The following is a 17334-nucleotide window of genomic DNA, read 5'->3' as shown; positions in this document are numbered from 1 at the left end:
AAATATATCATTAACAAATTTTAATTGAAAGGTGAATTGCATGGAACCGATAATTCAAGTGAGTAATGTAACATTTGCATATGAAGACCAAAACGTTCCGGCAATTCGCAATCTTTCTATGTCTATAAATAAGAATGAATGGGTTTCTATTGTGGGTCATAATGGTTCAGGGAAATCGACCCTTGTAAAGTTGTTATGTGGAATTGAGACAATGCAGGAGGGTAGGATAAGCGTCAACCAGCTCGTTCTTAATGAAGAGACCATACAATCGGTTCATAAATATATAGGTATTGTATTTCAAAATCCGGATAATCAGTTTGTAGGGGCGACTGTTGAAGATGATATAGCATTTGGTTTAGAAAACCATGGTGTTCCTTACGACGAAATGCATAGAAGAGTAGATTCGGCACTACAAAGTGTGAATATGGTGCATTTAAAAAGACATGAGCCACATCATTTATCAGGAGGACAGAAACAACGGGTAGCCATTGCAGGTGTAATGGCCTTGCAACCAGAGATTATTATACTTGATGAAGCAACGTCTATGTTAGATCCTGAAGGTCGTATTGAAATCCTGAATATTTTAAAATATTTAAAAGATGAATATCAGCTTACAGTGATACACATTACGCATCATCTGGAAGAAACTTTGTCGAGTGATAAAATCATTGTGATGAATCAAGGAGAAGCCATATTATCTGGTACACCAGAAGCAATATATCAGCAAGCTGACACACTGATTGATATCGGTTTAGATCTTCCTTTTGAGATGAAGGTAAATCGTATCATATTTGGTGACAACGCATTAATTAGTCAAGAGGAGTTGTTAGATAAGCTATGAGTTTACAATTATATAATGTAGGCTATCATTATGCTGAACATACTCCTTTTGAAGTAAGAGCACTGACAGATATTGATATGCAAATAGAAGATAATAAATTTTATAGTATTATCGGTCACACAGGTTCAGGTAAATCAACAGTGATACAGCATATGAATGCACTCATTAAACCGACTGAAGGTTATATAGATATCGAGGGACAGGTAATAAATCGTAAATCGAAAAATAAACACCTACGTCATATCAGAAAGAAAGTTGGGATGGTATTCCAATTCTCAGAGCAGCAGTTATTCGAAGAGACTGTACTGAAAGATATTATGTTCGGACCACTGAACTATGGTGTACCCGTAGATGAAGCTGAGAGACGTGCACGCGGACTATTTGAGCTTTTTGGGATGGATGATACTCTATTAGAGAAGAGCCCATTTGAACTATCTGGTGGACAAATGAGACGTGTTGCGATTATGGGAGTGCTCGCGATGGAACCGGATGTATTAATTCTTGATGAACCGACTGCAGGACTGGATCCTAGAGGACAAAAGGAAATTATGGATATGTTTCATCAGTTGCAACAGGCACGTAATATAGCCGTGGTTCTTGTAACGCATCAAATGGATCAGGCAGCGCTTAGTGATTATATTTATGTGATGTACCAAGGTAAGTTGGTTGATGAAGGAACGCCCGAGCACATATTTTTGAAAGATTTAACGCATTACGGTATTCACCCACCACAAATAACACAACTTCAAAGAAAGTTTGAAGCAAAGTATCAAACACGCTTACCCCATACTGCGTTAACGATTGAAGACTTTAATGCGATGTATCGCGAATGGAGAGAACAGCATGCTTGATAAAATGATTTTAGGTAGATATGTGCCCATTCAATCTTATGTACATACACTAGACCCCAGAATGAAATTATTATTTGTATTTGTCATGACAATACTTATTTTCTTTATGGATAACTGGTATAGCTATTTATTTGGATTTGTACTTGTATTTTTCATTATAAAACTATCAAACCTTAAATTTATGTTTGTATTCAACGGGATTAAGCCGATACTATTCTTAATTATATTTACATTTCTCATGCATGTCTTTCTAACGAAGGGTGGCAGAACGTTATTTGACTGGGGTATCTTTAATATTCAAATGGACGGAGTACGTATGGGGATAATGATTTCATTTCGATTTATATTAATCATTTTTCTGTCTACAGTGATGACACTTACGACAAGTCCGATTGCATTAACCGATGCGATTGAAAATATATTAAATCCACTTAAGAAAATTAAATTACCCGTACATGAACTTGCAATGATGATGTCGATAGCCTTAAGATTTATCCCGACGTTAATGGATGAGACGGATAAAGTAATGAAAGCTCAAATATCAAGAGGTAGTGATATCAGTAGTGGCAGTGGATTACAAAGAATTAAAGCAATCGGTCCGTTACTGATCCCGCTCTTTGTATCTGCATTTAAACGAGCCGATGATCTGGCAGTAGCGATGGACGTTCGAGGGTACAAAGGCGATATTGGAAGAACGAAATACAGGAAACTTGAGTGGCAGCTGAATGATACCCTCGCACTATTAACATTGATACCGATAGCCATGATTATATTTTATTTAAGGAGCATGACATAGATGGAACGCATTTTGCTACAAATTTCATACAACGGAGCTGGATTCCAAGGCTTTCAAATACAAAATGAAGGACGTACGGTGCAATATGAACTGGAACGTATATTAAAGCGCATGCACAAAGACTTTGTACGTATTCATCCATCTTCAAGAACGGATAAAGGAGTGCATGCATTAATGCAGTATGTTCACTTCGATACACCGCTCGTACTGACAACAGATAAGTGGCAGCATGCCTTTAATTCAGCATTGCCTGATGATATCTATATTACCCAAGTCACTAAAATCAATAATGACTTTCATTCACGTTACGACTGTGTAGGTAAAGCTTATCGCTATAAGGTATACGTAGCACCGCATAGAAATGTTCTGAAAAAAGGACTGGAGACGCATATTACAGACACACTTGATGTTGATAAAATGAATGCAGCCGCACAATATTTTTTAGGGACACATGACTTTACATCATTCTGTTCAGCAAAGACTGAAATTGAAAATAGAGAACGTACGATGTATCAATTTACAGTGACAGCAACTGAAGAAGGATATGAATTTTTCGTGATTGGAAACGGCTTTCTGTATAATATGGTGCGCATCATGGTGCACTTCCTGATGGATGTCGGACGAGGCATTAGACAAGGCGACGAAATACCTCACATCATACAAGCAAGTGACAGAAGAAAAGCAGGAAAGACTGCACCAGCTGAAGGGTTGTACCTAGAAAAAATATATTTAACACCTGAAACATTAGCACAGGATATCCCGCAAGATACGCCAATCGTGCTTAAACCAACCAGAAGAAATATCACACCGGAAACAGAACGTCCTTTATAACGGACAAACATAAAAATAAATGAAAAGAATTTTGGAATACGATTGACAAACACCCTAAAAATGTTATAAGATAGACAACGGTATTGTTTAATATCAACCACTACAATAAGCCCCGGAAACTTATTGTGTTACAGATATATAAGCAGGATTTAGAGGGAATTTTTTTTATTTTAGGAGGAAAATATAATGCGTCAAACATTTATGGCAAACGAAGCAAACATTGAGCGCAAGTGGTACGTAATTGATGCTGAAGGAGAGACTATGGGTCGCCTTTCATCAGAAGTTGCATCAATCTTACGCGGTAAACATAAACCAACATTCACACCACACGTAGATTGTGGAGATCACGTTATCTTAATTAACGCTGAAAAAATCTACTTATCAGGAAACAAAGCTGAAGACAAAATTTACTACCGTCACTCAAATCACCCAGGTGGATTAAAATCTATCTCTGCTGGTGAATTACGTGAGAAAAACCCAGTACGTTTAATGGAAACATCTATTAAAGGAATGTTACCAAAAGGTTCTTTAGGGGACAAAATGTTCAAGAAATTACATGTATATGCTGGAGCAGAGCATCCACATACAGCACAACAACCTGAAAACTACGAGTTACGTGGTTAATTAAGAGGAGGACAATACATTGGCACAAGTTGAATATAAAGGCACAGGCCGTCGTAAACATTCAGTAGCACGTGTTCGTTTAATTCCTGGTGAAGGAAATATCACAATCAACAACCGTGACGTACGTGACTACTTACCATTCGAATCATTAATTTTAGACTTAAACCAACCATTTGATATTACTGAAACTAAAGGTAACTATGACGTTTTAGTAAACGTTAAAGGTGGCGGTTTAACAGGACAAGCACAAGCAATCCGTCATGGTATTTCTCGTGCGTTATTAGAAGCGGATCCTGAGTACCGTGGTTCATTAAAACGTGCAGGCATGTTAACACGTGACCCACGTATGAAAGAACGTAAAAAACCAGGTCTTAAAGGCGCTCGTCGTTCACCACAGTTCTCAAAACGTTAATTGCCAAAGCTGTTGCGAACTTGTTCGCTTACAGATTTGGTACGCAAATTGCGTCAGCGATTTGTGTTCAATTGAATACACGTTTATAGCCATTCTCGAATATATTCGAGAATGGCTTTTTGATTTATTAATAGAAATTAATTTATTTCAACTTAAAACATAATTTTCCAACGTAATGCTCTGTCAACATCTTATGCGCTAAAATGAATTCATCCATATCAAACACTTTTTCAATATATACTTTAGGTTTATTTTTATTAACCCATTCAGAAAAATCTTTAATTAATGATGTATCAATATCTGCATAATAGGATTGTATTCTTGCTAAACACAAGGATGAATCGATTTCATCAATTCCATTTGGGTAAACAATTGTCCCTTCTTGTTTAACATATTTAGATAAATCATTTGCTAGGTTACCTCCAGCAGTATAAAAGGCTTTATCAAAATGATTAATATTAAATGATGACATGCATTCTTCAGAACTACGGGCTTTACCATCAACAACATACTTAATTCCTAATTTTTTTATTGCTTCAACACCATCCGTACCAGAAGCTACTGCATATACATTTGCTCCTAATGATTGTGCTATTTGAACAGCGATATGTCCGACACCACCACTTGCTCCAAAAATTAGTATATCATCATCATTTTTTGCCTGTAATACATCAATTATACCTCTAAATGCTGTAAGTCCAACACCAGATATTGAAGAAGATTGATCTATAGAAAGATATTCTGGTTTTTTATATATAAAATCTACAGGTATGATAACGTATTCTGCATAGAATCCACCTTTTTTATTTAAAAATTTGACGGCGTTAACGATATCTCCAATTTTATAATGAGTTACTTCATTACCAACTTTAATGATTTCTCCAACACCTTCAGAACCTAAAATATATGGAAATTTTGAGTTAAGATTTAATAATTTTTCATAACCACCTTCTCTTTCAAATATATCCCATTGGCCAATGCCAACATACGAAAGTTTTATTAACACTTCATCTTGAGATAATTCAGGAATTTCTATGTCACCAAGATATAGCGTTTGTTCATTTCCAAATTCATTTTGCATAATCGCTTTCATAACGATTCCTCCTTTAATGTTTATATAGTAATATTACTTTATAAACATGACGAAAGTTGGCATGGATAGGGGAGGTATTCTTATTTCTAAAGTAAAAAAGATATTTGATATGATCATGTATGTAAATAATAAACGACAGTTCACTGCTCGAGAAATAGCTGAAACATTTGATATTTCTATAAGAACCGCTCATAGATATTTATTAGAATTAAGTGACATGGGTATTCCTATATATACTGAACAAGGAAAGCACGGGGGATATAGAGTACTTGAAAATAGATTATTACCACCAATTACTTTTAATGAAGAAGAAGCAATCGCAATATATTTTACTTTTCAATCACTTAATTATCATTCAAACTTACCTTTTGATATTGATGTAGAGTCAGTAAAAAATAAGCTGTATATTTCATTTCCTGATGACTCAAAAAGAATGATTGATACGTATGTAAAGCATCTTAAATTTTGGAATCCGCCTAAAAATATCATAGAAATTGATACAAAAAATTTAATACATTCGTGCATTGAAAACAAGATTATCAACTTTTCATATCATTCTAGTAAAGGTAAGTCAGATAGGGAAGTCGTACCATTTGGCTTATATACGTATAAAGGAGATTGGTTTCTTTCATCATATGATACTTTGAAAAAAAGTATACGAGTATTTAGAGTAGATAGGATTAAGAATATTTATTATACGGAAGAAAAGTATACTTCTGATTGGGATTTAGAAAGCTTCTTTAATAAAAGTGATAACCACAATATTGAAAACAAAGTTAATCTAAAAATTGAATTCGATGAAATAGGCATATTAAAAGCTAAAGATGAATATTGGATTAGTGAGAATTTAATAGTGATTGACGAAAGTAATGCCTATATAGATATGTATGTGGATGAATCAGAATTATTATATATAAAAGATTTATTTATGAAATTTGGTAAGCACGCAAAGATTAAATCACCAGATAGATTAAAAAGCTTAATGTTAGATGAATTAAAAGAAATGATTAGAAATTTGAATTTATAGAACCACCGGCCAGCAGTTTATTTAGTAACCCTTTAGTTACCCTTAAGTGATATTTGATGCAATTCTATGCAATTGAAAAAATCAGAAATCCTTTAATATCAAGGCTTACGACGGTCTATACAACTGTAAGAAATCCTAAAGTTTTTTGAACGTAAAAAACCAGGTCTTAAAGGCGCTCGTCGTTCACCACAGTTCTCAAAACGTTAATTGCCGAAGCTGTTGCGAACTTGTTCGCTTACAGATTCGGAACGCAAACTGGCGTAGACAGTTTGTGTTCCATAAGAACTTTGAAACCACTCTTCAGCATTGCTGGAGAGTGGTTTTTTGTTCGTCTACAGATTTGGTACGCAAATTGGGTCAGCAATGTGTGTTCAATTGAAGATTCGTTTACAGCACTTCTCGAAAATATCCGAGAGGTGCTTTTTTACCTAATCCTTTTGTATTAGCTTATTAATTCATTAATTAGAACAAAATATTGAGAATTTTTTTAAAGAGCAATATGTAAGATATGTAACTTATAAAAAATTGATAATTAGTTGATATGTATTTGTTATCTTTAAAATAAAGGAGGAGTATACGATGAATAAAATAGTTATTAAAAATGTAAGTAAAATATATGATAATAAAAAGAAGGCGTTGAACGACGTTAATTTAGTTATTGAAAATGGTATGTTTGGTATTCTTGGTCGAAATGGTTCAGGGAAGTCGACGTTGATGAAGATTATCGCAACTATTCTCAAATTAAGTGAAGGATCAGTTGTCATTAACGATATTCCACTAGAAAAGACCGAGAAAATACGAGAGTTGATAGGATACTTGCCGCAAGATTTTGATTTTTATCCTAATATGAAGGTTGAAGAGTGTCTTTACTACTTAGGTATATTGTCAGGTATGAATAAAAATACACTAGATAGTAATATAGAAGAAGTGTTGAAAAAAGTGAATTTATTCGAACATAAATCTAAAAAAGTAAAAGGATTATCAGGAGGTATGAAAAAAAGGTTAGGCATTGCACAAGCAATCATACACGACCCATCAGTAATTATAGTAGATGAACCGACTGCCGGGTTAGACCCTGAGGAAAGAGTTCGATTACGAAATTTATTATCAGGTTTGGCTGAAGATAAAATTGTTATTATATCTACGCATATTGTGAGTGACATTGAATCAATATGTAAAGATATCGCGATATTAGATAAGGGGAAAATTGAATATACCGGTAGTATAAGTGATTTGATTGAAAGTGCTCATAATAAAGTTTATGACATTATTATCCCAAATAATGAACTCATCTCATTTAGAAAGGAAAATGTATTTATTACTAAAATAAATGAATATCAAGGGCATTTGAAAGTTCATTTTGTATCAGATGAAAAGATACATGGATCTGAGATAGTTGCTCATGATTTTGAAGATGCCTATATGTACTTTTTACAAAAAATAGATAGAGGTGAGCGTGTATGAAACTTCTACCTCTAGAAATGAAAAAGATAGTGACTAGTAAAACATATATTTTTTATGTACTACTCATCTTTATTTTTGGGTTTTTAAACTGTCAACAAATAATCGATTTTAACCTTAATTCTGATATTTACAAAGATGGTGAAATCGTTATGAACACAAATGATAAAAATATTATACGAAAGAATATTATTGATGATTTGGAAACAGAGATTAAAAGTAATGAATTTAAAACATATCAGTTCGGATTTTTGAAAATAAAAAACTTGAATAAAAAAGAATTAAGAGAAGTAAAAGACATATTCCTCAAATTGAAAAGCAGTAAAAACTATAACGATTTTAACAAATATAAAAATGCTATATCAGAATATATAGGCTCAGGATCGAATTATTCTGAAGATAATATACATTTATACTCGAAGAAAGCGATGAATAAGCAAGAACTCCAATCAGAGAAACAATCGATAAAAAACAAAGACCTTTATCTAGGTGCATATAGTCGTTATTATTCGGATGTAATGGGGATAGTTTTAGGGATTTTACCATTTTTTCTAGGTGCATATACTTTTTTATCAGATCGTAAGAGTAAAGCTTTTGAAAGCATCTATCCTAAAAAAATATCATCTTTGAAATTAATAAGTGTAAGATTTATCACTGTAATACTGTTGTCATTTTTACCGGTGCTACTATTTTCGATATATTTTGTTATAAATCTTGCGAGTGTTCATTCTATCTCGATTCAATCCCTCTTAATATTTTATAAAATACTTATCATATGGACTTTACCTACCATAACGCTTTCAAGTGCGATGGGTATGATGTTGACTATTTTATTTAGTTCATTTATAGGGTGTATTGTTCAAATTTTTATATGGTTCATCAATTTAAATATAGGTTCAAAAAGTATAGAAGGGATTTATGGTTCATTATATATCCCTAGACATAATACACTATTTAATTCAATTCATTTTTATAATAACTTTAATGATTTTATTATGAATAGATTTATCTATTTTATGGTAAGCATAATCATTTTTATAATGAGTATATACTTATTTAGGATTAAAAGAAGGGGGGGCATTTCAGGTGGTAAAATTATTCGAAATAGACTTAAAGAATAATCTTTTAAACCTTTATATCGTTTGTTTCATCGTTGTTGTATTTAGTATGTTCTTAAATGGTATATCTAATTTAAATCATGATCGTGTTATACAATATTTAGAGTTATTATTTTGTATTATGGGCATCGTTCTATTTCCAACGCTATTCTCAATCGAAAAAAATCATGATATCACGGAACTCATTAATACAAAAAAATATGATTATCAATATATTTTTATATTTAGAATTGTAAGTACTTTAGTTGTAACTTTATTGTTATCTATCTTTGCTTATATTATGCTTATGATATTTAATTCTCAAGTTAGATTAACGGATATATTTATCGCATTTACAAGTACTATTTTCATTGGTTCAATTTGTTTATTAATAAGTATTTTAACCAATAATATTTTAAATGGATACATGCTAGGATTGGTATATTTTTTAATTTGTTTAGGATTTAGAAATTTAAATTTTATGTTCCTCTTTCCTGAAACATTCAATTTTCCAACTCAAGTCAAACATATACAATTAATAATGAGTATACTAATCTTGATAGTGATTATTCCAAACATAAAAAATCTTAAAAGAGGTTTTAAATATGACATATAATATTATGATTGTAGATGATGAAGAAAATATAGTTTCTTTCATACAAGAAAGCTTATTTCTAGAAGGTTTTAATACATTAGTTGCATACAATGGAAGAGAAGCGATAGAAAAACTGAATAGTAGTATCAATCTAATAATATTAGATATTAAAATGCCTTATGTAGATGGTTTTACTGTTGCAGAGCAAATCTCATCTACAGACATTCCTATAATTTTTTTAACTGCAAAAGATAATTTAGATACACGTTTGAAATGTTTTTCATTAGGGGCAAAAGATTATATAGCTAAACCTTTTTATATGGAAGAGTTGGTGGTAAGGATTAAAAATATACTTAACCAACAAAGTGATATTAATCACATAAATAATATTAGAAGATATAAAGACTTAGTGATAGATTATGATGCTTTTGAAATATCAGTTAATGACAATCCTATTTATCTTACTAAAATTGAGTTTGAAATTATTAAGCTATTATCATTGAACTCAAATTACTATTTTAGTAAAGAACAAATATATGATTTAGTAAACTTAAATAAGCAAGGAAGTACACAAGTTATTTCGGAACATATCAGAAAAGTAAGAAAGAAGATTAGTAAGTTTAGTGAATATGAATATATTGATACCAAATGGGGTGTTGGTTATAAATGGTTAACGTAGAAAGTATAAAAAAAAAGATTCAAAAGTTGAATATGTTAATAATACTGGTCAGTATTTTAACAATTTTTTTGTTACAAATCATATTGAACAGAATAGAATTTTCGAAAATAGGTCATTACCTTTATCCAGACTTTTGGGAAGAAACACACTATTTATTTATGATAACTAGTACTTTAATAAATATTTGCGTACCATTATTTTTTATATACTTCTTAACAAGATATTTTTATAAAAAAGAAATACTAAACAATATAATACACATGAATAATATTATACAAGGATTAAAAGATAAAGATCTTGACAAAAAGATTGAAAAAACGAATATTAAGGAATTCAACGATATTATATCTGAAATAGAAGAAATTCAAGATTTTTTACGAAGTAATATTAAGGAACAATTGACAATTCAAAATAATTTCAAGAGGAAGTTAGAAGTTTTTGAGCATGATTTAAAGACGCCTTTGACTGTATTGCAAGGCCATACGGAATTATTAAGAAAAATTAATGAATCTAAATTACCTGATGAAATTATTAGAGAAAAAATTAGTAAAGAAAGTGAAATTATAAGCAATTCTCTTTATCGAGTTAATGATCAAATAAAAATTCATATTAATAATATTAATATGCTACCTGAAAATACTGATTTGATAAATATTAAAGATATAGTAGAAATTTTGAACAAAAATTATAATAATGAATATATTTTAAAATCAAAAGTAATGAATATAAACATGGATGATGAATTTCTTAGTAGTAAATATTTTATAAATAGTCAAATTCTATATCATGTAATAGATAACTTAATAAATAATGCCTTAAAGTACTCAGATAAAATAGTTTATGTAAAGCTTCAATACATTCCTACCAATTCTTTGAAGTTTTCTGTAATCAATGATGGAAAATTATTTAGTTCAGAAGAAATTAATTCCGCAAAAGAATGGGGTGTAAAAAGTAAGGAATCTAATGGCTCTGGAATTGGATTATATTTTGCAAGTGAGGTATTGAAACAGTTTGATAGTGATGTATTTATTAATAATGAAGATGGTAAAGCAGGAGTAAGTTTTGTGATTAATACAGAAGTTATAAAAACATAATTACCGCCGGCCAGCAGTTTATTTAGTTACCCTTTAGTTACCCCTGAGTGATATTTGGTGCAATTATATGCAATCGAAAAAATCAGAAATCCTTTAATATCAAGCCTTACGACAGTCTATACAACTGTACGAAAACCTAAAGTTTTTTGAACGTAAAAAACTTGGGTATAAGGCGTCAGTCACTCACCACAGTTCTCAAAACGTTAAGCTGCAGCTGTTGCGAATTTATTCGTTTACAGATGGAGTTCGCAAATTGCGTCAGCGATTTGTGTTCCACTGAATCAACGATTAAAGCACTCTCCAACACGTGTTGGGGAGTGCTTTTTGATTTCTATTTATTCTGTGATTTTTTTTATCATACAATATGCTGGGAAACGTTCGCCGTTAATTTGTTGACCTTGCGTAAAGCCTTGTTTAATGTACATCTCTCTTGCGATTTCATTTGGTAAATCTACAAGTAAAGTTATATAGTCAATGTTGTCATAATGTTGATGAATGAATGCTGGCATGAGTTGTAATGCTTGCTTTGCATAGCCTCTTTTTGTATATCTATTATTTGTTGAAAATGATCTCACATAGATGCTGTTTTTAACACCAAATTCATGTTCGAATTCACTATGTAAATGTAATACAAAGAATACGACTGGAATGCCTTCTTTGTTAATACCAAATACAGGTTGACGGTTGGCATCATTTTTCGCCACTTCTAAATTTTCTTTCGGGCTTTTAACAAACTTCAACTGTTCTTCTGTTAATTCAAATTGATTGATATCGTATTGAAAGTTATCTGTGTACGGGATTAATTTCATTATTACTCCTTATATGCAACGAATCCAATGTCCATTGCGCCATTTGGTCCTTCAGCATAGCTATCTAATGAACTATGTAAAAATAATATAAGTTGTCTCCTTTAAGCCTATTCAATACTATTCACTTACAGCAAAGAAATTCCCTTGTCCATCTTGGAAGTTGAATACACGAACACCGCCCATGTCCATAATGTCGTGTCCTGTTAAATTTAATGCTTTAAGTTTCTTGTATAATGCATCAAAGTTTGTTTCTTTAAACATTAAAGAAGGTGTACCAAGTGTTACTTCAGGGCTGTACTTCTTAATAAATGCTTTATCAAATAAAGTAAGAGACGTTTCAACATTCGCATTAGGGGCGATTTCAAATGCTTTATAGTTCTCAGGTAATTCTGTTTCTTGAACAATCACAAATTCTAACGTTTCAGTCCAAAATTTTACCGCGCTTTCTAAATCATCAACATAAATCATAACTTGATTTAATTTATCCATAAATTCATCTCCTAAAATGCTCAATGGTTAATTAAACGTTGAGCGCAATTGATATTACAATTATATTGTAATCGATTTATTTATATATGATAAAGAAATTATACTTGTTTGCTCCTCTAAACCTTATTAATTTACATTCTTAGCTGCATGTTTTACCATAATTATCTAGGGTAAATTAATTATAAACAGTTGAGCATAAGGATATATTATTTAGGAGTGGTAATGATGAATAAATTTTCTAAAATAGTAGGTGCAACTGCATTAGCAACGGCATTTTCTTTCGGTGCGGTTCAGGCTGACGATGTGTCTGCAAAAACTTATACAGCAACGCAAACGCCTTATTATAAATATTCTGGTTATACAAGCAGCAATTCTGACTTTGTATTAGACAAAGATTTCATTGCAGCGGTAAAAGCGAATAACGTAACGATCAATGGTTACAAAGTAGATGCTAAAAGAATTATTCAAGGTGCTTCAAAAACACATGATACGAAGCGTGTTTACGATCAGGAATATTCTTTCTTTAAGAAGGGTGATAAAAGACCTTACACAGCTAGTTTAAGTGTTAAAGCAAAGTCTTTGAAACTAACAGATGTTAAGAAGACTTATGGTACGCCGCATTTATTCCAGCCTAAACTAGTAGCTGGTGCGACAAAAGCTGTACCTTCTAAAAAAGATGGTGTTTATATTTATAATTATAACGGTAGCCAGATTCAATTTGTAGTTGAGAAAGGTTATGTTCAAAAAGTTGTCTTAGGTCATGTAGGTATGGCTTAAGGTTAAACTAAAAAATCCTCAAGGACTATTGTCCTTGAGGATTTTGTTTTATTTTCTCATCAGTAATGCACTGACACCTAATGCTGCAGCACCTGCTACAGCACCGTATAGTTTAAGGTTTGATGATTGTTCTATTTGTGCGGCGTGCTGTCTTTGTGCTTCGTCTTTTTCAACTTTACTTGGTAACTCAACGTGATGTGCGTCATCTAAGTCACCTTTACTTGTATGCACTGGATCTACAACGCCTTGTTCTTTCTTCAACTGGTCAAATGATGTTCCGAATCCTTTAACGAATTTTGTTAACACGATAGATCCTTCAACGAAGTCTTTATTTGTTAATACATTCAGTAATCCGATCCATCCCAGTGGTTTACTTTGGTTGTATTCTGTTGAAAGTTTTAATCCTTTATTGAACTTTAAAATCATTGGTTCAATATCGCTGAAATTGAATTTACCAAGTCCTTGTACAAGTAATAACGCGTTACGTATCGCTTGGTCTGTTTCTGTTTCATTCACTGCTTTTAAGATACGTGTTAAAATAGGATCACTTTGCGCTAATGCAGCATTTGCAGCATTTAACGCTTCATGTTCATCTAATTGATCAAGTAATCTAAATAGCTTTAGCAAAGTATCTTTATGTTGGATGATCTGATCTTCTAATTCACGTAGTTCTCTTTCGCGTACTTCTTTTGCATCGACTTGCATCGGTTTAACGACTCTTGTTGGTTGCGCCATTATTTATCACCTCTTCTTGATTTCACGATATCTCCAGGGTATACATAATCAGCTCTGTTCCATTTACCTTGAACATTTACACCCATTTGTGGTGTACGGTTACCGAAGCGGAAGTTATTCTCAGGTAATGGTGATTTTGTACCTTTATCTAAGATGATAAGTTTCGCTTTTGTTTCTTTATATGCTGGAGTTGATGTATCTTTATCAGCGATTGAACTTGATAATAAGTTAATTGCAGCATCACCATTATCATTCATTGGTAAGTAGACTTCTTTACCAAATACACGATCAGTAATTAATGCTCTAACATCGACTTTACCGTATGGTGATTGCAGTCGTACTAAGTTACCTGTCTGGATACCGCGTTCATCTGCAAGTTCCTGAGAGATTTCTAAGAATGCTTCAGGTGTTTCCATCGCAAGTCCTTTAACTTGATACGTCATATTACCTTCATGGAAGTGCTCTAGTAAGCGTCCGTTATTCACATGAATATCATATTGTGCTTCGTATTGCGTTGGTTCTGTCCAGTCTACTGGATAGAAGTTTGCTTTCTTATCTTCAAACGGGAAGCCTTCAGTAAATAATAATGGTGAATCTGTACCATCTTCATGCACTGGCCATTGTAAGCTGTTGAATCCTTCTAATCTGTCATAGTTAACCCCAGAATAGATTGGTGTAAGTGAAGCAATTTCATCCATGATTTCACTTGGATGTGCATAGTGCCAGTCAGCGCCTAAATGTTGTGCGATATCCTGAATGATTTTCCAGTCAGGTCTTGTACCTTCTAAAGGTTCCATTACTTGATAAAGACGTTGAATACGACGTTCTGTATTTGAGAATGTCCCTTCTTTTTCAAAGCTTGGTGCTGCAGGTAAAATAACATCTGCATATTCTGCTGTTTTAGAGAAGAAGATATCTTGTACGACGAAGAACTTAAGTTTTTCAAATCCTTCACGGACATAGTTAACGTTAGAGTCAACGATACCCATATCTTCACCTTTTAAGTAAAGGACATCTAATTCACCAGCGTGCATCGCATCAACCATTTGGTGGTTATTTTGTCCCACTTTAGGGTTCATTTCAACGCCCCAGGCTTTACTGAATTTCTCAAGCGCTGCTTTATCAGTGATCTTTTGGTAACCAGGTAAGTGTGTTGGCATACTACCCATATCAGATGCACCTTGTACGTTGTTGTGTCCACGTAGTGGGTAAGAACCTGCACCTGGTTTCATGTAGTTACCTGTTACAAGTAACATGTTAGAAATTGCTGTAGATGTATCACTACCACCACGTTGTTGTGTGACACCCATCGCCCACATTACAACTGTTGATTTTGCTTCATGAATCATTTCAGCAATCTTGATGATTTCTTCTTTGCTCATGCCTGTATGTTCTGCTGCATAGTCAATTGTGTATTTTTCAAGACTCTTCACAAGTTCATCGTAGTTATTAACGTGTTTATCGATAAATTCCTGATCTTGCCAGTTGTTGTCGATAATGTATTTCGTAACTGCATTTAACCACACTAAGTCACTGCCAGGGTTCGGTCGAACAAACATATCTGCACGTTCTGCTAATTCATGTTTACGAATATCAACTACTAATAATTTAGCACCACGTAATTTTTGGGCACTCTTCACACGTGTTGCAATAACAGGGTGAGCTTCAGCTGTGTTTGTTCCAAGTCCAATAATCAAACCAGCAGATCCAATATCAGTGATTGAACCAGAGTCACCGCCGTAACCTACAGTTCTCCATAGACCCATTGTTGCTGGTGATTGACAGTAACGTGAACAGTTATCGACGTTATTTGTTCCGACAACTTGACGCGCAAGTTTTTGCATTAAGTAAGACTCTTCGTTTGTACATTTAGATGAAGTGATAAATGCTAAACGTTCAGGGTCTTTTTGCATTGTTTCTTTAAATTTACTTGCAATTAACGTCATTGCTTCTTCCCAAGTTGCTTCACGGAAGCCATCCGCTTCACGAATTAATGGTTTTTGCAGACGCTCACCAGAATTGACGAAGTCCCAACCGAATTTACCTTTCACACATGTTGAAATTTGGTTCGCCGGACTTTCTGGTGATGGTTCAACTTTTAAGATTTCACGGTCTTTTGTCCATACTTCAAATGAACAGCCGACACCACAATATGTACATACTGTTTTTGTTTTCTTGATTCTATCTTTACGCATTTCAGCTTCTACATCTGAAATGGCCATTAATGGAGTATATCCTGTTTCAACTGCTTTTGTTACTTCTACAGCTGGGCGGAATGCATCTCTTAACATACCCGTTAAGAAACCAGCTTCACCGACCATGCCAACTTCCATCATTGCGTTACATGGACATACTGTTGAACAGTGACCACAGTTAACACATGACGATTCGTCAATGTTTAAGTCTTTATTACCATCCCAGATAACGCGAGGACGTTCTAATTCCCAGTCAATCATTAATGTTTCATTGACTTGTACGTTTTGACAAGCCTGAACACATCGACCACATAAGATACATTGGTCTGGATCATAACGATAAAACTTACCAACGTTTTTCTCGTAGCCTTTTGGTGATTGTGCCGTAGCCTGGTGATCAATTTTTAAATTTTTAACTGTGTTATGGATTGTACAGTTACCATTATTAAAATCACATACGGTACAATAAAGTTCATGATTTGCAAGGACTCTATCCATCGCGATCATTTGTGCTTCAAATGCTTCGCTAGAGCCGGTTCTAACTACGTCGCCGTCTTTTAGTTCAGTACTACACGCACGAACTAATTCCCCGTTGACTTCAACGATACAAGCATCACAAGTTTCGATTGCACCTAAATCAGGATGATAGCATAATGCCGGAACATCGATACCTTTGTATCTTAAGTAATCCAGAATACTCACCTGTGTAGGTACATCCATTTCATGGCCGTTCAAAGTGATACGTACCATTTGAGATGTTGCTGCTTTCATACAAAAACCCCATTTCATTTGAATTTAGTAAAACAATATTTGTGCCCAATTTAATTATACGACTAATCGAAAATTATTCAAAAGAATGTATGAAAATTTGTAGAATTTTTAGTAAAGAAGGAAATAGGGTATATGAATTAAGCATTTGTATCAGCTG

The 17334-nt window shown here is 33.2% G+C and carries 19 protein-coding genes; 14 read left to right on the top strand and 5 right to left on the bottom strand.

Going from position 1 to position 17334, the window contains the following annotated elements; translation table 11 throughout:
• Positions 1-40: 40 nt before the first annotated feature.
• The 6 genes from ACMGE6_RS03070 (at position 41) to rpsI (ACMGE6_RS03045) (ending at position 4355) form a co-directional block, all read left to right on the top strand.
• Positions 41-841, top strand: coding sequence for an energy-coupling factor transporter ATPase (locus ACMGE6_RS03070; protein WP_414054416.1), 801 nt, complete (start codon positions 41-43; stop codon positions 839-841).
• Positions 838-1692 carry an energy-coupling factor transporter ATPase gene (locus tag ACMGE6_RS03065; RefSeq protein WP_414054415.1) on the top strand — a complete coding sequence of 285 codons (855 nt, stop codon included), beginning with the start codon at positions 838-840 and terminating at the stop codon, positions 1690-1692. Before ACMGE6_RS03070 ends, ACMGE6_RS03065 begins: the two co-directional genes overlap by 4 nt.
• A complete protein-coding gene (locus tag ACMGE6_RS03060; RefSeq protein WP_414054414.1) occupies positions 1685-2488 on the top strand; it encodes an energy-coupling factor transporter transmembrane component T family protein in 804 nt (267 codons plus the stop codon). The genes ACMGE6_RS03065 and ACMGE6_RS03060 overlap by 8 nt, the downstream gene beginning before the upstream one ends.
• Positions 2489-3319: a tRNA pseudouridine(38-40) synthase TruA gene (truA, locus tag ACMGE6_RS03055; protein WP_414054413.1), complete on the top strand. Its 831-nt coding sequence runs from the start codon at positions 2489-2491 to the stop codon at positions 3317-3319.
• 186 nt (positions 3320-3505) lie between these two features.
• Positions 3506-3943: a 50S ribosomal protein L13 gene (gene rplM / locus ACMGE6_RS03050; protein WP_414054412.1), complete on the top strand. Its 438-nt coding sequence runs from the start codon at positions 3506-3508 to the stop codon at positions 3941-3943.
• Between the two features lie 19 nt (positions 3944-3962).
• The gene (rpsI, locus tag ACMGE6_RS03045; RefSeq protein ID WP_096077475.1) at positions 3963-4355 is read left to right on the top strand and encodes a 30S ribosomal protein S9; all 393 of its coding nucleotides are present in this window, start codon (positions 3963-3965) and stop codon (positions 4353-4355) included.
• A gap of 142 nt (positions 4356-4497) precedes the next feature.
• On the opposite strand, the gene ACMGE6_RS03040 is transcribed toward rpsI (ACMGE6_RS03045), so the two are convergent.
• On the bottom strand, positions 4498-5448 hold the full coding sequence (locus ACMGE6_RS03040; protein ID WP_414054411.1) for a quinone oxidoreductase family protein: 951 nt from the start codon (positions 5446-5448) through the stop codon (positions 4498-4500).
• Positions 5449-5509: 61 nt separating this feature from the next.
• On the opposite strand from ACMGE6_RS03040, the gene ACMGE6_RS03035 reads away from it, so the two are divergent.
• From ACMGE6_RS03035 to ACMGE6_RS03005, 7 genes are all read left to right on the top strand, one after another.
• On the top strand, positions 5510-6475 hold the full coding sequence (locus ACMGE6_RS03035) for a helix-turn-helix transcriptional regulator (protein ID WP_414054410.1): 966 nt from the start codon (positions 5510-5512) through the stop codon (positions 6473-6475).
• Positions 6476-6607: 132 nt separating this feature from the next.
• Entirely contained in the window at positions 6608-6682 is a 75-nt protein-coding gene (rpsI, locus tag ACMGE6_RS03030) for a 30S ribosomal protein S9 (RefSeq protein WP_367304778.1), read from the top strand.
• Positions 6683-7054: 372 nt separating this feature from the next.
• Positions 7055-7939: an ABC transporter ATP-binding protein gene (locus ACMGE6_RS03025; RefSeq protein ID WP_414054409.1), complete on the top strand. Its 885-nt coding sequence runs from the start codon at positions 7055-7057 to the stop codon at positions 7937-7939.
• Entirely contained in the window at positions 7936-9057 is a 1122-nt protein-coding gene (locus ACMGE6_RS03020) for a hypothetical protein (protein WP_414054408.1), read from the top strand. The genes ACMGE6_RS03025 and ACMGE6_RS03020 overlap by 4 nt, the downstream gene beginning before the upstream one ends.
• Positions 9023-9649 carry a hypothetical protein gene (locus ACMGE6_RS03015; protein ID WP_414054407.1) on the top strand — a complete coding sequence of 209 codons (627 nt, stop codon included), beginning with the start codon at positions 9023-9025 and terminating at the stop codon, positions 9647-9649. The genes ACMGE6_RS03020 and ACMGE6_RS03015 overlap by 35 nt, the downstream gene beginning before the upstream one ends.
• Positions 9639-10307 (top strand): response regulator transcription factor, encoded by a 669-nt coding sequence (locus tag ACMGE6_RS03010; protein WP_414054406.1) that lies wholly within the window; start codon positions 9639-9641, stop codon positions 10305-10307. The genes ACMGE6_RS03015 and ACMGE6_RS03010 overlap by 11 nt, the downstream gene beginning before the upstream one ends.
• A complete protein-coding gene (locus tag ACMGE6_RS03005; RefSeq protein WP_414054405.1) occupies positions 10295-11401 on the top strand; it encodes a sensor histidine kinase in 1107 nt (368 codons plus the stop codon). The genes ACMGE6_RS03010 and ACMGE6_RS03005 overlap by 13 nt, the downstream gene beginning before the upstream one ends.
• A gap of 335 nt (positions 11402-11736) precedes the next feature.
• Here ACMGE6_RS03005 and ACMGE6_RS03000 read toward each other — a convergent pair whose 3' ends face one another.
• A complete protein-coding gene (locus ACMGE6_RS03000; protein WP_414054404.1) occupies positions 11737-12210 on the bottom strand; it encodes a GNAT family N-acetyltransferase in 474 nt (157 codons plus the stop codon).
• 117 nt (positions 12211-12327) lie between these two features.
• Positions 12328-12699, bottom strand: a complete 372-nt coding sequence (locus tag ACMGE6_RS02995) for a VOC family protein (RefSeq protein WP_414054403.1) — start codon at positions 12697-12699, stop codon at positions 12328-12330.
• Positions 12700-12924: 225 nt separating this feature from the next.
• On the opposite strand from ACMGE6_RS02995, the gene isaB reads away from it, so the two are divergent.
• Positions 12925-13476, top strand: a complete 552-nt coding sequence (gene isaB, locus ACMGE6_RS02990) for an immunodominant staphylococcal antigen IsaB family protein (RefSeq protein WP_414045079.1) — start codon at positions 12925-12927, stop codon at positions 13474-13476.
• Positions 13477-13524: 48 nt separating this feature from the next.
• On the opposite strand, the gene ACMGE6_RS02985 is transcribed toward isaB, so the two are convergent.
• Together ACMGE6_RS02985 and fdhF are read right to left on the bottom strand one after the other, a co-directional pair.
• A complete protein-coding gene (locus ACMGE6_RS02985; protein WP_414054402.1) occupies positions 13525-14211 on the bottom strand; it encodes a DUF1641 domain-containing protein in 687 nt (228 codons plus the stop codon).
• Complete coding sequence (gene fdhF, locus ACMGE6_RS02980; protein ID WP_414054401.1) at positions 14211-17177, bottom strand: formate dehydrogenase subunit alpha; 2967 nt, start codon at positions 17175-17177, stop codon at positions 14211-14213. Before fdhF ends, ACMGE6_RS02985 begins: the two co-directional genes overlap by 1 nt.
• Between the last annotated feature and the right edge of the window lie 157 nt (positions 17178-17334).

It is taken from the genome of Macrococcus equi (genome assembly GCF_047426745.1).
GTDB classification, from domain to species: Bacteria; Bacillota; Bacilli; order Staphylococcales; family Staphylococcaceae; genus Macrococcoides; species Macrococcoides equi.
Note: the sequence above shows the minus strand (reverse complement) of the source record. Positions and strands in the feature narration are given on the sequence as shown.

Coding starts and splice junctions, on each gene's coding strand:
- ACMGE6_RS03070 (WP_414054416.1), top strand. CDS start 41: ATGGAACCGATAATTCAAGTGAGTAATGTAACATTTGCATATGAAGAC.
- ACMGE6_RS03065 (WP_414054415.1), top strand. CDS start 838: ATGAGTTTACAATTATATAATGTAGGCTATCATTATGCTGAACATACT.
- ACMGE6_RS03060 (WP_414054414.1), top strand. CDS start 1,685: ATGCTTGATAAAATGATTTTAGGTAGATATGTGCCCATTCAATCTTAT.
- truA (WP_414054413.1), top strand. CDS start 2,489: ATGGAACGCATTTTGCTACAAATTTCATACAACGGAGCTGGATTCCAA.
- rplM (WP_414054412.1), top strand. CDS start 3,506: ATGCGTCAAACATTTATGGCAAACGAAGCAAACATTGAGCGCAAGTGG.
- ACMGE6_RS03040 (WP_414054411.1), bottom strand. CDS start 5,448: ATGAAAGCGATTATGCAAAATGAATTTGGAAATGAACAAACGCTATAT.
- ACMGE6_RS03035 (WP_414054410.1), top strand. CDS start 5,510: ATGGATAGGGGAGGTATTCTTATTTCTAAAGTAAAAAAGATATTTGAT.
- ACMGE6_RS03025 (WP_414054409.1), top strand. CDS start 7,055: ATGAATAAAATAGTTATTAAAAATGTAAGTAAAATATATGATAATAAA.
- ACMGE6_RS03020 (WP_414054408.1), top strand. CDS start 7,936: ATGAAACTTCTACCTCTAGAAATGAAAAAGATAGTGACTAGTAAAACA.
- ACMGE6_RS03010 (WP_414054406.1), top strand. CDS start 9,639: ATGACATATAATATTATGATTGTAGATGATGAAGAAAATATAGTTTCT.
- ACMGE6_RS03005 (WP_414054405.1), top strand. CDS start 10,295: ATGGTTAACGTAGAAAGTATAAAAAAAAAGATTCAAAAGTTGAATATG.
- ACMGE6_RS03000 (WP_414054404.1), bottom strand. CDS start 12,210: ATGAAATTAATCCCGTACACAGATAACTTTCAATACGATATCAATCAA.
- ACMGE6_RS02995 (WP_414054403.1), bottom strand. CDS start 12,699: ATGGATAAATTAAATCAAGTTATGATTTATGTTGATGATTTAGAAAGC.
- isaB (WP_414045079.1), top strand. CDS start 12,925: ATGAATAAATTTTCTAAAATAGTAGGTGCAACTGCATTAGCAACGGCA.
- ACMGE6_RS02985 (WP_414054402.1), bottom strand. CDS start 14,211: ATGGCGCAACCAACAAGAGTCGTTAAACCGATGCAAGTCGATGCAAAA.
- fdhF (WP_414054401.1), bottom strand. CDS start 17,177: ATGAAAGCAGCAACATCTCAAATGGTACGTATCACTTTGAACGGCCAT.